This is a genomic window from Amycolatopsis sp. NPDC049253 (assembly GCF_040678995.1).
Taxonomy (GTDB): domain Bacteria; phylum Actinomycetota; class Actinomycetes; order Mycobacteriales; family Pseudonocardiaceae; genus Amycolatopsis.
The window spans coordinates 33,170-52,498 of record NZ_JBFAQX010000007.1 but is presented as its reverse complement, the minus strand read 5'-3'; the positions used below and the strand labels follow the sequence as shown (position 1 = coordinate 52,498).

The following is a 19,329-nucleotide window of genomic DNA, read 5'->3' as shown; positions in this document are numbered from 1 at the left end:
GTGTCCGCGTCGCGAGGGGACCGGTCGTGCTGCGCGGGTGGTGTGAGGGGACCGGTCGTGCCGTGTCGGTGTCGCGGGGGGACCGTTCGCGCTTGGGCGTGGCGTGAGGGGACCTTTCGCGTGGCGAACGGACCCGCCGGCGCCAAACCACAGGAGCCGGAAGGGCTGAGCGGCTCGGCACGGTCCGCGCGAGGATGATCCGATGCCAGCTTTGTTTCTGCCGACCGAGCTCGTCGTGCGGTATCGCGCCGTCGATCGGGAGGTGGTGGGGTCCGCGTTGGTGGATACGCCGCGCCATCTCGATGAGCTGACCGGGGACATCGCGCGGCGCGGGGTTTTGGTGCCGTTGAGGCTGGGGTGCAACGAGGAGTTCGGCGTTCTCGACGGCAACCATCGCATCGCCGTGGCGATGCGGCTGGGGCTTGCCGAGGTGCCCGTCGACCTCGTCGGGGAGCCGCGGAGCCCTCGTCCGGGTCACGCCCAGCCCATGCGTGAGGCCGACTTCGCCCTGCTCAAGGGCCACCTCTGACTCGCTGCGATCAGCGTCACACCTTATTTACTTGCCTTATACAAGCTTCCGCGGAACAGTTGCACCCTGAAAGTAGTTGATGGATACAAGCAACTGCTCGACCGGACTTGAGGGAGTACCAAGATGACCGCCACCATCACCGCGGAAGGGGGCACCGGCAAGCTGTCGCACCGGCAGATCCTCACCGTGCTGTCCGGGCTGATGCTCGGCATGTTCCTGGCCGCGCTGGACCAGACCATCGTGTCGTCGGCGATGAAGACGATCGCCGACGAGCTGCATGGCCAGAGCCTGCAGGCGTGGGCCACCACCGCGTACCTGATCACCGCGACGCTCTCGACGCCGCTCTACGGCAAGCTGTCCGACCTGTTCGGGCGCAAACCCATGTACATCACGGCGATCTCGCTGTTCCTCGCCGGCTCTCTGGCCAGCGGGTTCGCGAGCTCGATGTACGAGCTGGCCGCGTTCCGCGCGTTCCAGGGCCTCGGCGCCGGTGGGCTGATGTCGCTCGCGCTGGCGATCATCACCGACATCACGGCGCCGCGGGAGCGGAGCAAGTACCAGGGTTACTTCATGGCGGTGTTCGGCATCTCGAGCGTGGCGGGACCGGTCGTCGGCGGGTTCTTCGCGGGGCTGGACTCCTTCGCGGGCGTCACGGGCTGGCGCTGGGTCTTCCTGGTCAACGTCCCGATCGCCCTGGCCGCGCTGGTCGTGGTGAGCAAGGTGCTGAACCTCCCGCACACCCGCGTGCAGCAGCGCGTGGACTTCCTCGGCGCCGGCGCGCTGACGCTGGGGCTGGTGCCGCTGCTGATCGTCGCCGAGCAGGGGCGTGAGTGGGGCTGGAGTTCGCCCGCGTCGCTCGGGATGTACGCGATCGGGCTCGTCGGTGTCGTCCTGTTCGTGTTGCAGGAACGCCGGATGGGCGACGCGGCCCTGCTGCCGCTGCGGTTCTTCCGCCGGCCGGTGTTCCGGGTGGCCACGCTCGTCACGGTGATCCAGGGCGCGGGCATGTTCGGCGCGATGATGTCGCTGCCGCTGTACCTGCAGATCGTGAAGGGCGCGACGCCGACGCAGGCGGGCCTGCAGATGCTGCCGCTCACCCTCGGGATCATGGTCGCGAGCCTCGGCTCCGGCGCGGTGATCTCGCGGACCGGTCGCTACAAGGTCTTCGCGGTGGCGGGACTCGGGCTGATGGCGGCGGCGCTGTTCGGGCTGTCGACGATCGGCGCGGCGACGCCGCTGAGCGTCGTGATGGCGATCGCGTTCGTGATCGGCCTGGGCCTGGGCGCCTCGATGCAGACGCTGCAGCTCGCCGCCACCAACGACGTCGCCCCGCAGGACATCGGCGTCGCGACCTCGTCGGCCACGTTCTTCCGCCAGATCGGCGGCACGGCGGGGACCGCGGTGTTCCTCTCGATCCTGTTCGGCACGGTCGGTGACCGGATCGCGGCGGCGGTGCGCTCGGCGATGGCGACCCCGTCGTACGTCGAGGCGCTCGCCCGGCACCCGGAGTTCGCGCAACAGATGGCGAACGGTGGCGTGGACGTGAACGACACCTCGTTCCTCGCCCACCTCGACCCGGTGCTGGCCCGCCCGATCCTCGACGGGTTCGCCGGCTCGATGAGCACGGTGTTCCTGGTCGGCGGGATCGTGCTGACGGTCGGGTTCGCCCTGGTCTGGCTGCTCAAGGAGAAGCCGCTTTCGGACAAGTCGGCCATGGAGCAGAGGTCGGAGCAGGAAGCGCTCGCGCTGGCGCACTGAGACAGGTCAACGAAAGGGCCGTTCACCCCAGCCCAGGGTGAACGGCCCTTTCGCGCGTTCTCAGTGAGACGTCGGTGGCTCTCAGTGAGCTGAGCCCTCGACCTCTTCCTTGGCCAACCGGTCCTGCTCACGCTCGTACGACCGCGAAATCTCGGCCTCGGCCTCCGCGCGGCCCACCCACGACGAGCCCTCGACGCTCTTGCCCGGCTCGAGGTCCTTGTAGACCTCGAAGAAGTGCTGGATCTCGAGCTTGTGGAACTCGTTGAGGTGGTGGATGTCGCGCAGGTGCTCCAGGCGCGGGTCGTTGGTCGGGATGGCCAGCACCTTGTCGTCCGGACCCTTTTCGTCGGTCATGCGGAACATGCCGATGGCGCGGCAGCGGATCAGGCATCCCGGGAACGTCGGCTCCTGCACCAGCACGAGCACGTCGAGCGGGTCGCCGTCCTGGCCGAGCGTGTCGTCGATGAAGCCGTAGTCCGCCGGGTACTGCGTCGCCGTGAACAGGGTCCGGTCCAGCTTGATGCGACCGGTCTTGTGGTCGACCTCGTACTTGTTGCGCTCCCCCTTGGGGATTTCGATCGTGACGTCGAACTCCACGGCCGTCCTCGCTGCTTCTCGAATCTCGGTATCCCACACGTCGTGGGCGGCAACCGTAATCACCTCATTGACGTCACTAGTGTGGACTACGCGCTGCCGCCGGGTCCCGTGGATGTCGGCTAGGCAGCATGTGACCTTGGCCCCTTCCGGGCAGGTGAGAAGGAGTGGTGGGTGCCGGACAACGACCAGCCGATGTGGCCCGAGGGTGACGAGGACACGTCGTCGCGCGGCGGTGGGGCGACGGCGCGCTTCCCCATCCCCAAGCCCGGCCAGACCGTCACGGACCGGCTCGCCGTGCCGAACGTCACACCTCCCGCGGGTTCTTCACCCGGCTCCGGCGAGCGCCCGCCGGGGTCGTGGTTCAAGCCGAACGTGCCGCCTGAGCTGATCCCGGGGCTGAACACTCCGGTCGAGCCCCGACTGGGCGGCGACCGGGATGGACAGGCGGGGCCGCTGCCCCAGCAGGGCCAGCCGGGGCAGCAGGGGCACCAGGGGCAGCAGGGACAGTCGGACCGGCCGAGTCAGTCGGGGCAGGCGAGTCAGCAGGGCCAGCCGGGGCAGTCCGGTCAGATGCGGCAGCCGGGACAGCCGCGGCAGGACCTCGCCGACCGGCTCGGGCCGCGGCCGGGCGAGCAGCCGCGGGCGCAGCCGTCCCAGCGCCAGCAGTCCCTGAACCAGCAGGCACCCGGGCAGCAGTCGCAGGGCGAGCGAAGCCAGGCCCAGCAGGGTCAGGGCCTGTTCGGCCAGCAGGGTCAGGGCGGCCAGTCCCAGCAGGGTCGGCAGTCGGAGCAGGGACCGGGCCGGCAGCAGCCCGCCAACGCGATGTGGGGCCAACAGCCAGGTCAGCCGCAGCAACAGCAAGGCGCGTCCCAGCAGGGTCGGCAGCAGGGCACGAGTCAGCAGAGCCAGCAGCAAGGTCAGGGACACCAAGGCGAGCAGCAAGGCCCTTGGTCGCAGCGGCTGCAGCTGGATCGCCCCGAGGGCCAACGGCCGCAGGGTCAGCAAGGCCCCCAGCAGGATCGCCCGGAGGGCCAGTGGCAGCAGGGCCAGCCGGGGCAGCAGCCGGACCGCCCGGAGGGCCGGGGGCCGCAGGGGCAGCAGGATCGCCCGGAGGGCCAGCGGCAGCAGGATCAGCCGGGGCAGCAAGGCCAGCAGGGCTCGCAGCAGGACCGTTCGGAAGGCCAGTGGCAGCTGGGTCAGCCTTGGCAGCAGCCGGACCGCTCGGAAGGCCAGAGGTCACAGGCGCAGCAGGGCCCCCAGCAGGACCGCTCGGAAGGCCAGTGGCCGCAGGGGCAGAACCAGCAGGGGCAGGACCGCCCAGGCGGCCAGAGGTCGCAGTCCCAGAACCCATCGCCCCAGCCGCTCGACCTGTCGGAGGGCCGGCGGCCGCAAGAGCAGAACCAGCAAGGGCAGCAGCAGGACCGATCCGAAGGCCAGCGGCAGGGCCGGCAGAGCCAGGAGCAGTCCTCGTCGGAGCGGTCGCGGCAGACGCCGTCCGACCAGTCGACTCAGCAGCTTCGGGTTCCGCCGCCCGCCGTGCCCTGGGTGCCGGTGGAGCGGCCCGCGCGCCCGGGCGATGGTGACCAGATCCGTGGTGATCAGAACTACGGCGACCAGAACCGCAGCGAAGAGCCGCGCCGGGGCGGGTCGATGTTCGAGTCCGCGCCCGTCGAGCCGCCGGAGGAAGAGGCGGGCGACGACAGCGGAGCCGCGGGCAGTGACAGCGGCACCGAGTACATCGATGTGTCCAAATGGGACGTTTTCCGCACCGAACAGAAGCGTGAAGAACCCCGCCGCGAAGAAGCCCAGCGCCAGAACGCCGACTCCCCGCGTGACGAACGCTGGGACGTCTTCCACACCTCCCCGAGCGCCGACGAACCCGAAGGCCCCCGCGACGCACCCCAGTGGGACAGCCTCCAGAACCAGGGCGACAACCTCCGCGGCCTTCCCGAACCGCCGCGCGGCGCGGTCCCCTCGGCGTCGGGCATGCAGGCCCGCCCGGTGCGCATCGAGCCGTCGGGTGAGCAGTTCCCGGCCGAGGCGACCGTCGGCATCGAGCGTCCGGCCGAAGGCTTCGCCGGGGGCTACGACGATCAGGACCCGCCCAGTGGCGAGGCGCAGCGGGAAACCCCGCCGGAGGAGCCGAAAGCCAAGAAGGGCAAGAAGAAGTTCGTCGTTCTCGGCCTCGTCGTGGTGCTGGTGCTCGCGGCGGCCGGGGTCGCGTCCGCGATGCCGCAGGTGTCCAACCGGCTCGGCCTGCCGTGGGCGCCCAACGCGCCGAAGGGCGACAGCCCCGACCCCGCGTCCGTGACCCTCGCGCTGCACGGCCCGGAGACGTCGGGCCAGGGCCCCTCGGCGAACGGCGTGGCCTCGGCGCTGGCCGGACCTGCCGGTGCGTCGGCGCTTTCGCAGCTCAGCGGCAGCGTGATCGACCCCGCCAACGGCTCTGTCCTGTGGGACCACAGCTCGGCCACGCCGCTGACGCCGGCGTCGACCACGAAGATCCTCACGGTGTCGGCCGCGCTGCTGTCGATGGACCCGACGAAGCGGATCGTCACCAAGGTCGTGCAGGGCTCTTCGCCCGGCACGGTGATCATCGTCGGTGGCGGTGACCCGTCGCTCACCGCGCTGCCCATCGGCACCGACTCGCCGCTCTACCCCGGCGCGGCCCACGTGGACGACCTCGTCGCCCAGATCAAGAAGGCCGACCCGGACGTCCAGAAGGTGCAGGTCGACGTCAGCGCCTACTCCGGCCCCACCACCGCCCCGGGCTGGGAGCCCGGCGACGCGCCGTCGACCTACGGCGCGCCGATCGTGCCCGCGATGGCCGACGGCGGCCGCCTCAACCCGTCGGTCGACGAGACGCCGCGCTCGGGCAACCCGGCGACCACGCTCACCCAGCTCGTCGCCGACAAGCTCGGCGCGCAGGCCGCCGGCACCGCGAAGGCGCCGGCCGACGCGAAGGTCGTCGCGCAGGTGCAGTCGGCGCCGTTGCCGGATCTGGCGTACGCGCTGCTGCAGATCTCCGACAACGTCCTCGCCGACGCCCTCGGCCGCCAGGTCGCCATCACCGAGGGCGCCGAGGCGTCGTTCTCCGGCGCGGCCGCGTCGGTGAAGAAGGTGCTGGCCGACCACGGGTTCGACGTCACGGGCCTGCAGCTGTCCGACACGAGCGGCCTGTCCAACCAGAACAAGGTGCCCGCGCGGCTGCTCGCGCAGGTGCTCGCCGAGGCCGCGGCGCCGGACGGCAAGAACCCGGACACCCCGAAGCTGCGCCCGCTGCTCGCGGGCCTGCCCGTGGCCGGCAGCCCCGCCGGCACGCTCGCCACCCGCTACGCCACGCCGAACTCGGCCGCGGGCAAGGGCTGGGTCCGCGCCAAGACGGGCACGCTCACCGGCGTCAACACCCTCGCCGGCTACGTGCTCGACAGCGACAACCGCGTGCTCGCGTTCGCGTTCATGTCCAACGGCTCGGAGAAGAACCCGGGCCAGGCCGCGCTCGACGTGCTGGCCACCACCCTGCGGAAGTGTGGCTGCAACTAGGCGAAATCGGATGCGGATTCAGTCGGGCAAAGTGCCCTCGTGCAGGTAGCGTCGGACAGGTGAGCCAGGAAACCGAGACCCGTCGGCGGCCGATGGTCGACTGGGACCTCGCGGCGTCCACCGGAGCGCGGTTGGTGCGCGGTGGTCCGCAGGTGCCGAAGGAAGAGGCCGCGCGCGCGGTCACCGACCTGCGTGACCTCACGGCCGAGGCCGAGGGCCATGTGCGGGAGCTGACGGGTCTGGGCAAGGACCTGCCGCTGCTGCCGGGCACGGTCGTCGACCGGCCCGGCTGGGTGCGCTCCGCCGCGTCGGGGCTCGAAGCGCTCACGGGCCGCGCGCTGCCCGAGGCGCAGGGCGGTCCGCTCGGGCCGATCCTGGCGTCGGGCGCGGGCGTGCAGACGGGGCTCGTCCTGTCCTTCCTCGCTTCGCGCGTGCTCGGCCAGTACGACCCGTTCGGCGGCCCCGAACGCGAAGGGCAGCTGCTGCTCGTCGCGCCCAACGTCGTCGCCGCGGAGCGCGCGATGAAGGTGCACGCGCCCGATTTCCGGCTGTGGGTGTGCCTGCACGAATGCACGCACCGCCTGCAGTTCACGGCCGTGCGGTGGCTGCGCGACTACTTCGCCGACGAGGTCGAACGCCTCGTCACCGGCATCGCGGGCCACTCCGCCGACGGCCTGTCCGACCTCGTCGGCCGCCTGCCCGAGGCGCTCAAGCAGCGCGGCAAGGGCATCGGCATCGCGGAACTGCTGCAGTCGCCTTCGGAACGCGCGATCTTCGACCGGCTGCTCGCCCTGTCGACGCTGCTCGAAGGCCACGCCGACTACGTGATGGACGCCGTCGGGCCGCGGGTCGTGCCCACCGTCGAGGTGATCCGCTCGCGCTTCAGCGCCCGTCGCCAGGGTGGCGGTGTCTTCGACCGCATGCTGCGCGCGTTGCTCGGGCTCGACGCGAAGATCCGCCAGTACGAAGAAGGCGCGAAGTTCACCAAGCACGTGGTGGACGCCGTCGGCATGGAGGGGTTCAACGCGGTCTGGCGCTCGCCGAACACGCTGCCGACCCGGGCCGAGATCAGCGATCCCGCGGCCTGGGTGCGGCGCCTGCACGGGTGAGCGCGCTCGCGGCGGTCCGCCGGGCCGTGCGGGAGTTCCTCGCGACGCTGGAACCCCCGCCGCAGGTGTGCGTCGCTGTGTCCGGCGGGGCGGATTCCCTTGCCCTGGCGGAAGCCATGGCGTACGTCGCGCGCCACCGGAAGCTGCGTACGCGCGCCCTGATCGTCGATCACGGGCTCCAGGACGGCTCCGCCGAAGTCGCCGCGCGAGCCGCCGTGGCCGTGAAGGAGCTCGGTGTGGACGAGGCGGAGATCCTCACCGTCGACGTCACGGGCAAGGGCGGCCCCGAAGCCGCCGCGCGCACCGCGAGGTACCGCGCGCTGCGCGAAGCGCTGCCCGACGGCGAAGGACTCGTGCTCCTCGGCCACACCCTCGACGACCAAGCCGAAACGGTGCTGCTGGGCCTGGGCCGCGGCTCCGGACCGCGGTCGCTCGCCGGCATGCGCCCGCTCGACCCGCCGTGGGGCCGGCCGTTGCTGGGCGTCACGCGCGAGCAGACCCGTGGCGCCTGCGCCGAGCTCGGCGTCGAACCCTGGCAGGACCCGCACAACGCCGATTCGCGCTTCACCCGCGTCCGCCTTCGCGCCGAAGTGCTGCCGCTGCTGGAAGACGTGCTCGCCGGCGGCGTCGCGGCCGCGTTGGCCCGAACGGCCGCACAGCTGCGTGACGACACCGAGGCGTTGGACACAGTCGCGGACAGGATTCTCACCCGCGCGGGCGGGCCCGAAGGGCTGGACGTGACGGTGCTCGAGACCGAGCCCGCGGCACTGCGCAGACGGGTTCTCCGCAGGTGGCTGCTGGGCTCGGGCGTGCGGGAACTCACCGACGCGCACCTGCGCTCGGTCGACGCGCTCGTGGCCCGCTGGCGCGGCCAGGGCGGCGTCTGGCTGCCGGGCAACTTGGAGGCGCGCCGGTGCCGTGGCAGGCTCTCGCTGTCCGGACCCGAACCCACCACCCGAGGGGAATGACCGTGTACGAGGGCGAGATCGCCTCCGTGCTCATCACCGAGCAGCAGATCAAGGACAAGATCGCGGAGCTGGCGGCCAAGATCGCCGCGGACTACCCCGAAAACGGCCAGGGTGACCTCCTCCTGGTGGGCGTGCTCAAGGGCGCCGTGATGTTCATGACCGACTTCGCCCGCGCTCTGCCGGTGCCGACGCAGCTGGAGTTCATGGCCGTGTCGTCCTACGGCTCCTCGACCTCGTCGTCGGGTGTGGTGCGCATCCTCAAGGACCTCGACCGCGACATCGCGGGCCGCGATGTGCTGATCGTCGAGGACATCGTCGACTCGGGGCTCACGCTCTCGTGGCTGCTGAAGAACCTCGCCAGCCGCAACCCCGCGTCGCTCGAGGTCGTCTCGCTGCTGCGCAAGCCGGAGGCCGTGAAGGTCGACGTGCCGGTGAAGTACATCGGCTTCGACATCCCCAACGAGTTCGTGGTCGGGTACGGCCTCGACTACGCCGAGCGCTACCGCGACCTGCCCTACATCGGCACGCTGGACCCGCACGTCTACACGTCCTGAAAGCCCGGCGATGAACCTCCCGCGGCTGTCGAACGTGTCAAGGTCGGTAACGCGCCGGCGGTGTTGCGGCGATCACACACAGCGGGGAACCTGGGGTTCGCCGATCGCGTCATAGGTGCCGACCTGGTGCGTTAACCTATGCGAAGACCTACTGCCAAGCGAGCGGGGAGCTCGCGCGGGGGAACGGAGAGAGGGCAATGGGCAACAGCAGCTTGGCCGATGCCAACGCGTTCAAGAGCGCCGCTGTCAACGGCCAGGTCGGCATCGACCCGGACGCCGCGCAGACCGCGCTCAACAAGATCCGCACGGGCAAAGACGCGGTCGAAGCCCTGCTCAACAGCGCGGGCTCGCTCGCTCAGCCGCCGAAGCTCGGCGCCAACCCCGTCGGGCAGGCGATGGCCGAGAAGTTCGTCCAGCGCGCCGACGGCGGTGGCGACTCCTACTCCGCGGCCCTGCAGAACCTGCTGAGCCAGTACGAGGCGGCGGAGCAGGGCATCCTCACGGCGATGGCGCGCTACCACGAGTTCGACCAGTCCGCGGCCGACCCGTTCCGCAAGGCCTGACGAGGGGGATCACGAAGTCATGGCTGGAAACCAGGACAGCAGCAACTACGGCCAGCAGCCGCCGGCGCAGAACGTGCCCGCCAGCGGGTCCGCGGTGCAGCTCGGCGACAACTCGGTCTCGCAGAACATCGTCGACTCCGCGCGCGGTCGCGCCGGCGGGTTCGAGATGGGCGGCGACCGTGCGATCGCCAACCCGCCCAACTGGAACGCGCAGGAGAGCCACCAGCTCTACAACGGCGCGGTCACCGACAACGACCCGGGCACGGCCGAGGCCACCGGGCAGCAGTGGACCAAGCACGGCACCGAGCTGAAGACGGCGTCGGACGACCTGTACAACGCGGTCGCCGAGCTCGGCAACGCGTGGGTCGGCGAAGGTGCCGCGGGCGCGCAGGGCGCGCTCGTGTCCATCGCCAACTCGGGCACGCAGGCCTCCGATGCCGCCCACACGATGGCCGACCGCCTCGCGAAGCAGGCCGCGGCCGCCGCCGAGGTCAAGAAGATGCCGGCGCCGCTCGACTACGACCCGAAGCAGGCCATGTCCGCGGCGCTCGCCGGCGGTCCCGCCGCGCTCGCCGCCGACCAGAAGGCCCAGGCCGACGCCGCCAACGACGTCAAGGCCCAGCAGGTCGCGTTCTTCAACGCCTACACGCAGTCGATGAAAGAGGTCGACAACACGACTCCGAGCTTCGGCCCGGACTCGCTCGGCATGAAGCCCACGCCCACGCACTTCAACGGCAACGACTTCGGCAACGTCGGCACCATCTCGGCGCCGGTCGGCGCCGGTGCCCTCGCCGCCGGCAGCTACGCCGTCGGCCGTGGTGGCACGGGCTACACGGGCCACGCCGGCAGCAGCGCGGCCTCGGGGACGTCCGGTGCGGGTGGCCCGCTGGTCACCGGCAACTCGGGCACCTACGGCACGTCCGGTTTCGACGGCGGCATGGCCGCCTCGGCGGGCACCGGCGCGGGTGCCGCGCCCGCCCCGGCTCCGGCCGCGCCGGCCGTGTCCGCCGGTGGCGGTGGCGGCGGTGGTGGTGCCGCTTCGGCGCTCGGCCTGAGCGCGCTGGGCGGCGGTGCCGGCTTCGCCGGCGGCAAGCTCGGCCAGGGCTCGCGCAGTGGCGCGCGCAAGAACGAAGAGAGCACGTCGGCGGCCGCCGAGCACCAGGGTGCCCAGAGCGCCGCGCCCGTGCAGCAGCAGGGCGTGGTCTCGGCCGGCGGCACGATCGGTGGCCAGACCCCGCCCGGCATGAACCCGATGGGCGGCGGCATGGGTGGTGGCATGGGCGCCCACGGCGGCCAGGGCCAGGAGGACCAGGAGCACACCCACGCGTCCTTCCTCATCGAGCCGGACCCGGACGACGCCTTCGGCGCCAACGAGGCCACGCCTCCGCCGGTGATCGGTGCCTGGTCGGACGACGACGACAACTGACGTACTTCCCGCGGGCGCGTGGCCTTCCCGGCCGCGCGCCCGCGTCTGTCTCGGACACGGCGCAGCACCGCCGAAACTGTCTTGAACACAACGTCCTGAACACAAGGTGTGACACGGGGTTTGGGGGTTTGGTCGATGCCGAACGCGGAGCTGCTCACCCCGCTCGAGGTGGACTTCCTGTGGGAGTCGGCCGCGCTGGGTGAGCTGCCCTACCCGCTGCGGATCCGTTCGCACGGCGCCACCGTCGACGAGCGCGACGCACTGCGCGCGCGCACGCTCGGCGGCCTGGCCCAGCGGGGTCTCGCCGACGGCCGCGGCCGGCCCGCGCCGCACGTCGCGGAGTACTTCGGCATCCTCGCCGCGCCCGACACGAGCCTCGACACGGTGCAGCTGCTCGACCCAGGCGCCGAACCGCTGCTGGCCGTCGCCGGCCTCGTCGGCGAGCAGGGCCTGCTGGCCGTACAGGACCAGCGCGGTTTGCACCTGCAGCCGTGCCCGGCCGACGGCTTGGCCACCGCCATCGTCTCGCTCCTGCCGGGCGCACCGCGCGGCACGGAGAAGTCGATCACGGTGCCGCTGGAGCAGCTCGTGGGCAGCTCCGGTGTCGACTTCATGCAGCGGCGCGGCAACCAGGTCGACGCTTCGGGCCGCGCGAGCGTGGACGAGGACCGCAAGGCACTGGCCCGTCTGCACGCCCAGCCCCGGCTGCGCGGCGGGCAGATCGGCGCCAACGCGCGCAACCGCCTCGGCGGGCGCAGCCGGTCGCCGGTGCTCAGCTGGTTCGACACCGAGACCGGCCGCTACTTCACACAGGCCACGCGCGGTCGCGACGGCCGCGACTGGATCACCATCGCGCCGGCCGACGCCGCGACCCTGCGGCACCGTCTCGGCGAGATGATGGCCGGCGCGGCGGGGCAGGAGAGCGCGGCCGCGTTCTGAGGAGCTGCTGGTAGTTCAGCACTTCAGGCCGTTCCTGCCCAGGGCACGCTCGCGCTACGTTGAGCAAGAGATCGATCCTGGAGGGTGAGCACCACCGCATGCACCAAGAGTTCTTCTCGCCGTTGGCGTTCGACTTCCTCTGGGAGTCCGCGGGGCTCGGTGAGCTGCCCTACCCGCTGCGCGTGCGCTCGCACGGTGCCACGGAAGACGAGCGCGTATCGCTGCGGCACCGGGTCGACGTCGAGCTCAAGGCGCGGGGCGTCCGCGACGCGCGCGGCCGGCTCGAACCGCCTGTCGACGAGTGGCTGAACCTGCTCGCCCGCGCGCCGATCTCGCTCGACGCGCTGCACATCCCCGAGTTCCAGGCCCACCCCGTCGCGCTGCTCGCGGCGGGCGACGGGCGGGCCGCCGGCGTGGTGGCCATCCAGGACGCCGACGGCATCTGGCTGCGCGAAACCCCGGCCGACGGCCTGGTTTCCACGATCGTCGACCTGCTGCCCGGCGGCCGCCGCGGCAGCGAGGCGTCCGTCACACTCCCGCTGGACGAGGCGTTGCACACACGTCCGATCCGCGTGCCCGTCGCGGCCGGCGACCTGGGCGGGGCGGAGGAGAAGGGGCGGCGGGCGAAGCGCCAGTCGCTGAGCGAGCGCGCGACCGTCGACCCGCGGGAGACGTACGCACTCATCTCCGGCCAGCCGCGGCTGCGCGGCGGTCAGCTGGCCGCGAACAGCCGTACCCAGCTCGGAGCCCGGCAGCGGTCCCGCGTGCTGGGCTGGTTCGACACCGCCACGGGCCGTTACCTCAGCTTGTCGCGGGCGGGATCCGACGGCCGCGAATGGGTGACGGTGGCCCCCGCGGACTCGATGACGCTGCGAACGCGACTCGGTGAGATGGTGGCTTCAGTGGCCGCCGACACACGCTAGGGTGACGCGAACCGGCTGATCCGGGAACCCTCGTGGCGTATTGCCCGTTGACCTGCGTGAGGCTCACAAGGGTCGATCGTCCGGACGGGCGGTACCCTGGTGGGACTGGCCCGGGCAACACGGGTTGTCAAGATCGTGATGGCGGGTATCACAGGAGCCGCCCAACCAGGGAGGGTCGAGGCCGCAAGGGCCGAGTCGTATGAACCGGAAGAGCGTGCTCAGGAACCCACTGCTGTGGATCGTCGCAGGGTTGCTGGCGTTGTTCGCCTACAACACGATCTTCGACAGCGATCGTGGCTACACCCAGGCTCCGATCTCCGTGGCGAACGCACAGATCGATGCGGGCCACGTCAAGGAAGCCAGCATCGAGGACAAGGAACAGCAGGTCAAGCTGTCCTTGTCCCAGAAGATCGACGTCAACGGCACCCAGACCGACCAGATCGTCGCGCAGTACCCGGCGAACGCGGCTCAGGACATCTACAACGAGCTGAACTCCGCGAGGTTCGACAAGCAGCCGGTCAAGTTCGACACCAAGGTCACCCAGCAGAGCATCCTGACGCAGATCCTCATCTTCGCCATCCCGCTGGCCCTCGTCCTGGGCCTGCTCATGTGGATGATGAACAACGCGCAGGGCGGCGGCAACCGCGTCCTCAACTTCGGCAAGTCCAAGGCCAAGCAGCTGAACAAGGACATGCCGAAGACGACGTTCGGTGACGTGGCGGGCGCGGACGAAGCTGTCGAAGAGCTGTACGAGATCAAGGACTTCCTGCAGAACCCGGCGCGCTACCAGGCACTCGGAGCGAAGATCCCGAAGGGCGTGCTGCTCTACGGGCCGCCCGGTACCGGTAAGACGCTGCTCGCGCGGGCCGTCGCCGGCGAGGCGGGCGTGCCGTTCTACACGATCTCCGGTTCCGACTTCGTCGAGATGTTCGTCGGTGTGGGTGCTTCCCGCGTCCGCGACCTGTTCGAGCAGGCCAAGCAGAACGCGCCCTGCATCATCTTCGTCGACGAGATCGACGCGGTGGGCCGCCAGCGCGGTGCCGGCCTCGGCGGCGGGCACGACGAGCGCGAGCAGACGCTGAACCAGCTCCTCGTCGAGATGGACGGCTTCGACGCCCGCGGCGGCATCATCCTGATCGCGGCCACCAACCGGCCCGACATCCTCGACCCGGCGCTGCTGCGCCCGGGCCGGTTCGACCGCCAGATCCCCGTGTCGGCGCCGGACCTGCGCGGCCGCAAGGCGATCCTCGAGGTGCACGCCAAGGGCAAGCCGATCGCGCAGGGCGTGGACCTCACGAGCCTGGCCAAGCGCACCGTCGGCATGTCGGGTGCGGACCTGGCCAACGTGCTGAACGAGGCCGCGCTGCTCACCGCCCGCCAGAACGGGCACGTGATCACCGACATCGCGCTCGAGGAGTCGGTCGACCGCGTGGTCGGCGGCCCGGCGCGCAAGAGCCGGATCATCTCCGAGAAGGAGAAGAAGATCACGGCCTACCACGAGGGCGGGCACGCGCTCGCCGCGTGGGCGATGCCGGACATCGAGCCCGTGTACAAGCTCACGATCCTCCCGCGCGGGCGCACCGGCGGTCACGCCCTGCTCGTGCCGGAGGATGACAAGCAGCTGATGACCCGGTCGGAGATGATCGGCCGCCTGGTGTTCGCGATGGGCGGCCGCACGGCGGAGGAGCTCGTGTTCCACGAGCCCACCACCGGAGCCTCCTCCGACATCGAGCAGGCCACGAAGATCGCCCGCTCCATGGTCACCGAGTACGGCATGAGCGCGCGGCTCGGCGCCGTGAAGTACGGCCAGGAGCAGGGCGACCCGTTCCTGGGCCGCTCCGCGGGCCGGCAGGCCGACTACTCGCTCGAGGTGGCGCACGAGATCGACGAGGAGGTGCGCAAGCTCATCGAGACGGCGCACACCGAGGCGTGGCACGTGCTCAACACCTACCGCGACGTGCTCGACAACCTGGTGCTGGAGCTGCTCGAGAAGGAGACGCTGCAGCGCAAGGACCTCGAGCGGATCTTCGCGACCGTCGAGAAGCGCCCGCACATCACTGTCTTCAACGAGTTCGGCGAGCGCACCCCGTCGGACAAGCCGCCCATCAAGACCCCGGGCGAGCTGGCGATGGAGCGCGGCGAGCCGTGGCCGCCGCCGGAGAAGGAGAAGCCGGTCCTGCAGCCGGAGCCGACGCCCGTCGGCACCGCCGCGGGCGCGGGTGACCTCCCCGGTGGCCCGCCGTACGCACCGCCGACGCCGCCGGACCCGAACGCCAACCCGTACGCCCCGCCACCCAACGGCGGCCGTCCGAACGGTGGGCCGAACGGCACCGGGCGCTGGCCTCAGTCGTATGGTGGTCAGCAGCCGGGCGGTCCGGCAGGGGGCTACTACCCGGGTGGCCCGAGCGGTACGCAGAGCGGTCCGCCCAACTACGGGGCGCCTCCGGGCTGGACCCCGGCGACGTCCCCCGGCAGCCAGCCGTGGCGCCCAGCCGAAGACCGTCCGCGTGAGCAGGGCTGGTTCGCCGACGGCGCGAACGGCCAGCAGCCGGACGAGGGGCAGCAGCGGCGTGACGTGGACGGACCAGACAAGCACTAGCAACGACGGCCTCCGCCCGGTCCCGGTCTTCGACCAGGACCGGGCGGAGCGCGCTGTCCGGGAACTCCTGCTGGCCTGCGGCGAGGACCCCGACCGCGACGGCCTGCGTGACACGCCGGCCCGCGTGGCCCGCGCCTACCGCGAGATGTTCGGCGGGCTGTATCTCGACCCGGACGAAGTGCTCGCGAAGACGTTCGACGAATCGCACGAGGAGCTCGTGCTCGTCACGGACATCCCGATGTACTCGAACTGCGAGCACCACCTGCTGCCGTTCCACGGCGTGGCCCACGTCGGATACATCCCCAACGCCAACGGCAAGGTCACCGGGCTGTCCAAGCTCGCCCGGCTCGTCGACCTCTACGCGAAGCGGCCGCAGGTCCAGGAGCGCCTGACGTCGCAGGTCGCCGACGCGCTGGACCGCAAGCTGGAGCCGCGCGGCGTCATCGTGGTGATGGAGGCCGAGCACCTCTGCATGTCGATGCGCGGGATCCGCAAGCCGGGCTCGCTGACGGTGACGTCGGCGGTGCGGGGGCTGATGAGGACCTCGGCGACGTCACGCGCGGAGGCGATCGAGCTGATCAAGGGGCGGCGTCCGTGATCTCGGGCCTGCCCCGGCCCGGACGGTGCGCCGTGATGGGCGTGCTGAACGTGACGCCCGATTCGTTCTCCGACGGCGGCCGCTACCTCGACCTCGACCAGGCGCTGGAGCACGCGCGCGACATGTGGGCGCGCGGGGCGGACCTCATCGACGTCGGCGGCGAGTCGACGCGCCCGGGGGCATTGCGCGTGGACGCGGAGACCGAGGCCGCGCGGGTGCTGCCCGTGATCCGGCAGCTGGCGTCCGAAGGCGTCGCGCTGTCCGTGGACACGACGCGGGCTTCCGTCGCGGAGGCGGCCGTCGAGGCGGGGGCGCGGGTGATCAACGACGTGTCCGGCGGGCTCGCCGACCCGAACATGGGGCGCGTCGCCGCGCAGTGCCGCGTGCCGTGGGTCCTGATGCACTGGCGGGGCCACAGCAAGGACATGACCAAGCTCGCGACGTACACCGACGTCGTGGCCGAGGTGCGCAGCGAGCTTCAGTCCAGAGTGGACGATGCGCTCGCCGCCGGTGTGGACGAAAGCGCGATCGTGCTCGACCCCGGGCTCGGGTTCGCGAAGCACGCCGAGCACGACTGGGCGCTGCTGCACGGCCTGGATTCAGTGCTGTCACTGGGTTTCCCGGTGCTCGTCGGAGCTTCGCGCAAACGGTTCCTCGGGCGGCTGCTGGCCGAAAAGGATGGTGAGCCGCGGCCGCCGGACGGGCGCGAGAACGCCACCGCCGCGATTTCCGCCCTGGCCGCCGCGGCCGGGGCGTGGGGAGTGCGCGTGCACGAGGTGGGCGCGTCGCTCGACGCGGTCGCCGTCGCGGCCGCGTGGCGGAAGGGGCGGGCCGATGGCTGATCGCATCACGTTGACCGGGCTGCGGGTGTTCGGCCGCCACGGCGTGTTCGAGCACGAGAAGCGCGACGGGCAGGAGTTCGTCGTCGACGTCACCGCGTGGCTGGACCTCGGGCCGGCCGCCGCGTCCGACGACCTGACCAAGACGCTGCACTACGGCGAGCTCGCCGAGCTGGCCGCCGGGATCGTGGCGGGCGAGCCGTACGACCTCATCGAGAGCGTCGCGGGCAAGATCGCCGACGAGGTCATGCGCGACTCGCGGCTCAGCGCCGTCGAGGTCACGGTGCACAAGCCGTCCGCGCCGATCCCGCTGACGTTCGACGACGTCGCGGTCACCGTCCGGCGCGAGCGGTGAGCCGCGCCGTCCTCTCGCTCGGCTCCAACCTCGGTGACCGGCTGGCGTACCTGCGCCTCGCGCTGGACACCGTCGGGCCGGCGCTGGTGGCCGTATCGAGCGTGTACGAGACGAAGCCGTGGGGCGTCGAGGACCAGCCCGACTTCCTCAACGCCGTGTGCCTCGTCGACGACCCCGCGCGTGACCACTGGGCCTGGCTCGCCACGGCCCAGGCCGCGGAGCAGGCGGCCGGCCGCGTCCGCGAGCTGCGCTGGGGCCCGCGGACGCTGGACGTCGACGTGGTGACCGTCGACGCCGTGACGTCCGACGACCCCCGCCTGCTCCTGCCGCACCCCGGCACGCCGGACCGCGCGAGCGTGCTGATCCCGTGGCTGGAAATCGAGCCGGACGCGGTCCTGCTCGGCCACGGCCCCGTCGCGGATCTCCTGCGGGCCCGGCCGGAGGAGGACACGGCGGGTGTCGTCCTCCGGCCGGACCTGCGGCTTCGGTGACTCGGCGCCGTTCACCGGCCGTTCACCGATTCGGCGGTAACGCACTCACGAGCGCACACACTCAGGCACGCAGCGCCGCCAGGATGAAGCCGACCTCGGGCTGGGCGCTCGGGATCGGCGGCCAGCCGTTGATGATCGCCAGTAACTGCCAGTAACGCTCGGCCCGCGCGTCGCCGCCGGCCGCGAACTTGTCGGCCAGGGCGCGGCGGAACGCGGGGTCCGCCGGGTCGTCGTCCGGGCCGGCCGAGGCGACCGCGATGGCCGTGGCCAGGGCGCGGCCCTCCGGCGAGTCCACGTCCAGGCCCGCGTCGAGGGCGGCGCGGGCGTCGGCGGACCAGGCGATCCAGCGGTCGCGCTGGGCCTGCGTGACCTCGGTGGACGCGCCGGCGTCGCGGTCGGCTGCGTGGCGTTCGCTCATGCCGCGGATCAGGCGGCGGAACTCCGGGTCCTGCACGAGCTCGGCGAACTCCAGCCAGGCCTCCAGCTGCTCGGGCGACGGGTCGTCCGGCAGCTCGGGCTTGGCCGAGCCCATGCGCTCGTAGAACTCGGGGTCCACGTCGAGGCCCTCGGTCATCTCGGCCCAGAACTCGTCGACGAGGCGCTTGCGCTCTTCGTCGGACATCTGTGCGAGGCGGTTCATCAGCTTCACTTCCTCCAGTTCGGAATCGCGTTTCGCCACCGCCCGCAGCACGGCCCGGCGCAGCCGGAGCCTGCGGATCTGCTCGTCGAGGGCCTCGACGTGGCGCACGGCCAGGTCGCGCACCGACGACTCGCGCTCCAGGGCGCGAGCGACGTCGGCGAGGCCCAGCCCCAGCTCACGCAGCGTCCGCACCAGCTCCAGCCGGGCGAGCGCGTGCGCGTCGTACAGCCGGTAGCCGGCGTCGGTGCGCTCCGTGGGCGGGAGCAGGCCCTCGTCGGAGTAGAAGCGGATGGTCTTGACCGGCAGTCCCGTCCGCCGGGACAGCTCGCCGATCGTGAAGACCGCGGTGGCACCCACACGACGCATGGTGGAGTCTCCAGTCACTGGAGGGTCAAGTCCTCTCGGTACGGTAGACCCCATGCACTTCACCCGGCCCCGTGAGCTGGTGGTGGCCGGGGTCCTCGGCCTCGTCCTGGTCTACGTCGTCTTCCAGCTCGCCTACGGTGACCTGCCCCGACTCCCGACACTGGCAGGAGTCACGTTCGCTGTACTCGCTGTGATCGAGGCGATCATGGCTTACACGATCAGGTCGAGAATCAAGGCCGGACGGGTGACGGCGTCGATCGGTATTGCACGCTCAGTAGCGCTCGCGAAGGCGTCCTCGTTGGCCGGATCCTTCATGACAGGGGGTTGGCTGGCGGCGTTCGCGTATGTTTTTCCCCGACGTGACGAACTCGTCGCCAGCGTCTTCGACACCCGTGCCGCGGTGGTCGGCGCGGTGTGCTCCGCAATGCTCGTAGCTGCGGCTTTGTGGCTCGAGTACTCCTGCCGGACCCCTCCCGGCGACGAGCGGCAGGACAACCGTCCGACGACCGGTTAACGACCAGATCCTGCCGCT

General features: G+C 71.3%; 18 protein-coding genes. 16 read left to right on the top strand and 2 right to left on the bottom strand.

All coding sequences use genetic code 11. The features are described from left to right. The first annotated feature begins 202 nt into the window (after positions 1–202). Together AB0K15_RS17955 and AB0K15_RS17950 are read left to right on the top strand one after the other, a co-directional pair. A complete protein-coding gene (locus AB0K15_RS17955) occupies positions 203–529 on the top strand; it encodes a hypothetical protein (protein ID WP_364051055.1) in 327 nt (108 codons plus the stop codon). Positions 530–652: 123 nt separating this feature from the next. Continuing rightward, positions 653–2,287 carry an MDR family MFS transporter gene (locus tag AB0K15_RS17950; RefSeq protein WP_364051052.1) on the top strand — a complete coding sequence of 545 codons (1,635 nt, stop codon included), beginning with the start codon at positions 653–655 and terminating at the stop codon, positions 2,285–2,287. Positions 2,288–2,368: 81 nt separating this feature from the next. On the opposite strand, the gene AB0K15_RS17945 is transcribed toward AB0K15_RS17950, so the two are convergent. Then, positions 2,369–2,884 (bottom strand): inorganic diphosphatase, encoded by a 516-nt coding sequence (locus tag AB0K15_RS17945; RefSeq protein WP_364051049.1) that lies wholly within the window; start codon positions 2,882–2,884, stop codon positions 2,369–2,371. A 171-nt stretch (positions 2,885–3,055) separates the two neighbouring features. On the opposite strand from AB0K15_RS17945, the gene dacB reads away from it, so the two are divergent. From dacB to folK, 13 genes are all read left to right on the top strand, one after another. Next, on the top strand, positions 3,056–6,427 hold the full coding sequence (dacB, locus tag AB0K15_RS17940; protein WP_364051046.1) for a D-alanyl-D-alanine carboxypeptidase/D-alanyl-D-alanine-endopeptidase: 3,372 nt from the start codon (positions 3,056–3,058) through the stop codon (positions 6,425–6,427). Between the two features lie 92 nt (positions 6,428–6,519). Next, a complete protein-coding gene (locus AB0K15_RS17935; protein WP_364051949.1) occupies positions 6,520–7,536 on the top strand; it encodes a zinc-dependent metalloprotease in 1,017 nt (338 codons plus the stop codon). Further along, positions 7,533–8,504, top strand: a complete 972-nt coding sequence (gene tilS, locus AB0K15_RS17930) for a tRNA lysidine(34) synthetase TilS (protein ID WP_364051043.1) — start codon at positions 7,533–7,535, stop codon at positions 8,502–8,504. The genes AB0K15_RS17935 and tilS overlap by 4 nt, the downstream gene beginning before the upstream one ends. A 2-nt stretch (positions 8,505–8,506) precedes the next feature. After that, on the top strand, positions 8,507–9,058 hold the full coding sequence (gene hpt, locus AB0K15_RS17925; protein ID WP_220247209.1) for a hypoxanthine phosphoribosyltransferase: 552 nt from the start codon (positions 8,507–8,509) through the stop codon (positions 9,056–9,058). Positions 9,059–9,255: 197 nt separating this feature from the next. Next, entirely contained in the window at positions 9,256–9,621 is a 366-nt protein-coding gene (locus AB0K15_RS17920) for a hypothetical protein (RefSeq protein WP_285971916.1), read from the top strand. A 19-nt stretch (positions 9,622–9,640) separates the two neighbouring features. Continuing rightward, positions 9,641–11,047 (top strand): hypothetical protein, encoded by a 1,407-nt coding sequence (locus AB0K15_RS17915; RefSeq protein WP_364051039.1) that lies wholly within the window; start codon positions 9,641–9,643, stop codon positions 11,045–11,047. 135 nt (positions 11,048–11,182) lie between these two features. Next, positions 11,183–11,986: an ESX secretion-associated protein EspG gene (locus tag AB0K15_RS17910; RefSeq protein ID WP_364051036.1), complete on the top strand. Its 804-nt coding sequence runs from the start codon at positions 11,183–11,185 to the stop codon at positions 11,984–11,986. Positions 11,987–12,084: 98 nt separating this feature from the next. After that, complete coding sequence (locus AB0K15_RS17905) at positions 12,085–12,909, top strand: ESX secretion-associated protein EspG (protein WP_364051946.1); 825 nt, start codon at positions 12,085–12,087, stop codon at positions 12,907–12,909. A 199-nt stretch (positions 12,910–13,108) separates the two neighbouring features. After that, positions 13,109–15,508 (top strand): ATP-dependent zinc metalloprotease FtsH, encoded by a 2,400-nt coding sequence (gene ftsH, locus AB0K15_RS17900; RefSeq protein WP_364051033.1) that lies wholly within the window; start codon positions 13,109–13,111, stop codon positions 15,506–15,508. Beyond that, positions 15,480–16,106 carry a GTP cyclohydrolase I FolE gene (gene folE, locus AB0K15_RS17895; RefSeq protein ID WP_364051030.1) on the top strand — a complete coding sequence of 209 codons (627 nt, stop codon included), beginning with the start codon at positions 15,480–15,482 and terminating at the stop codon, positions 16,104–16,106. Before ftsH ends, folE begins: the two co-directional genes overlap by 29 nt. Before the next feature lie 35 nt (positions 16,107–16,141). Next, positions 16,142–16,948 carry a dihydropteroate synthase gene (folP, locus tag AB0K15_RS17890; protein ID WP_364051027.1) on the top strand — a complete coding sequence of 269 codons (807 nt, stop codon included), beginning with the start codon at positions 16,142–16,144 and terminating at the stop codon, positions 16,946–16,948. Beyond that, on the top strand, positions 16,941–17,300 hold the full coding sequence (folB, locus tag AB0K15_RS17885; protein WP_364051024.1) for a dihydroneopterin aldolase: 360 nt from the start codon (positions 16,941–16,943) through the stop codon (positions 17,298–17,300). The genes folP and folB overlap by 8 nt, the downstream gene beginning before the upstream one ends. Continuing rightward, a complete protein-coding gene (folK, locus tag AB0K15_RS17880) occupies positions 17,297–17,791 on the top strand; it encodes a 2-amino-4-hydroxy-6-hydroxymethyldihydropteridine diphosphokinase (protein ID WP_364051021.1) in 495 nt (164 codons plus the stop codon). Before folB ends, folK begins: the two co-directional genes overlap by 4 nt. Before the next feature lie 61 nt (positions 17,792–17,852). Here folK and AB0K15_RS17875 read toward each other — a convergent pair whose 3' ends face one another. Continuing rightward, a complete protein-coding gene (locus tag AB0K15_RS17875) occupies positions 17,853–18,788 on the bottom strand; it encodes a MerR family transcriptional regulator (RefSeq protein ID WP_364051018.1) in 936 nt (311 codons plus the stop codon). Positions 18,789–18,849: 61 nt separating this feature from the next. On the opposite strand from AB0K15_RS17875, the gene AB0K15_RS17870 reads away from it, so the two are divergent. Continuing rightward, positions 18,850–19,311 (top strand): DUF3180 domain-containing protein, encoded by a 462-nt coding sequence (locus tag AB0K15_RS17870; RefSeq protein WP_364051015.1) that lies wholly within the window; start codon positions 18,850–18,852, stop codon positions 19,309–19,311. The last annotated feature ends 18 nt before the right edge of the window (positions 19,312–19,329 follow it).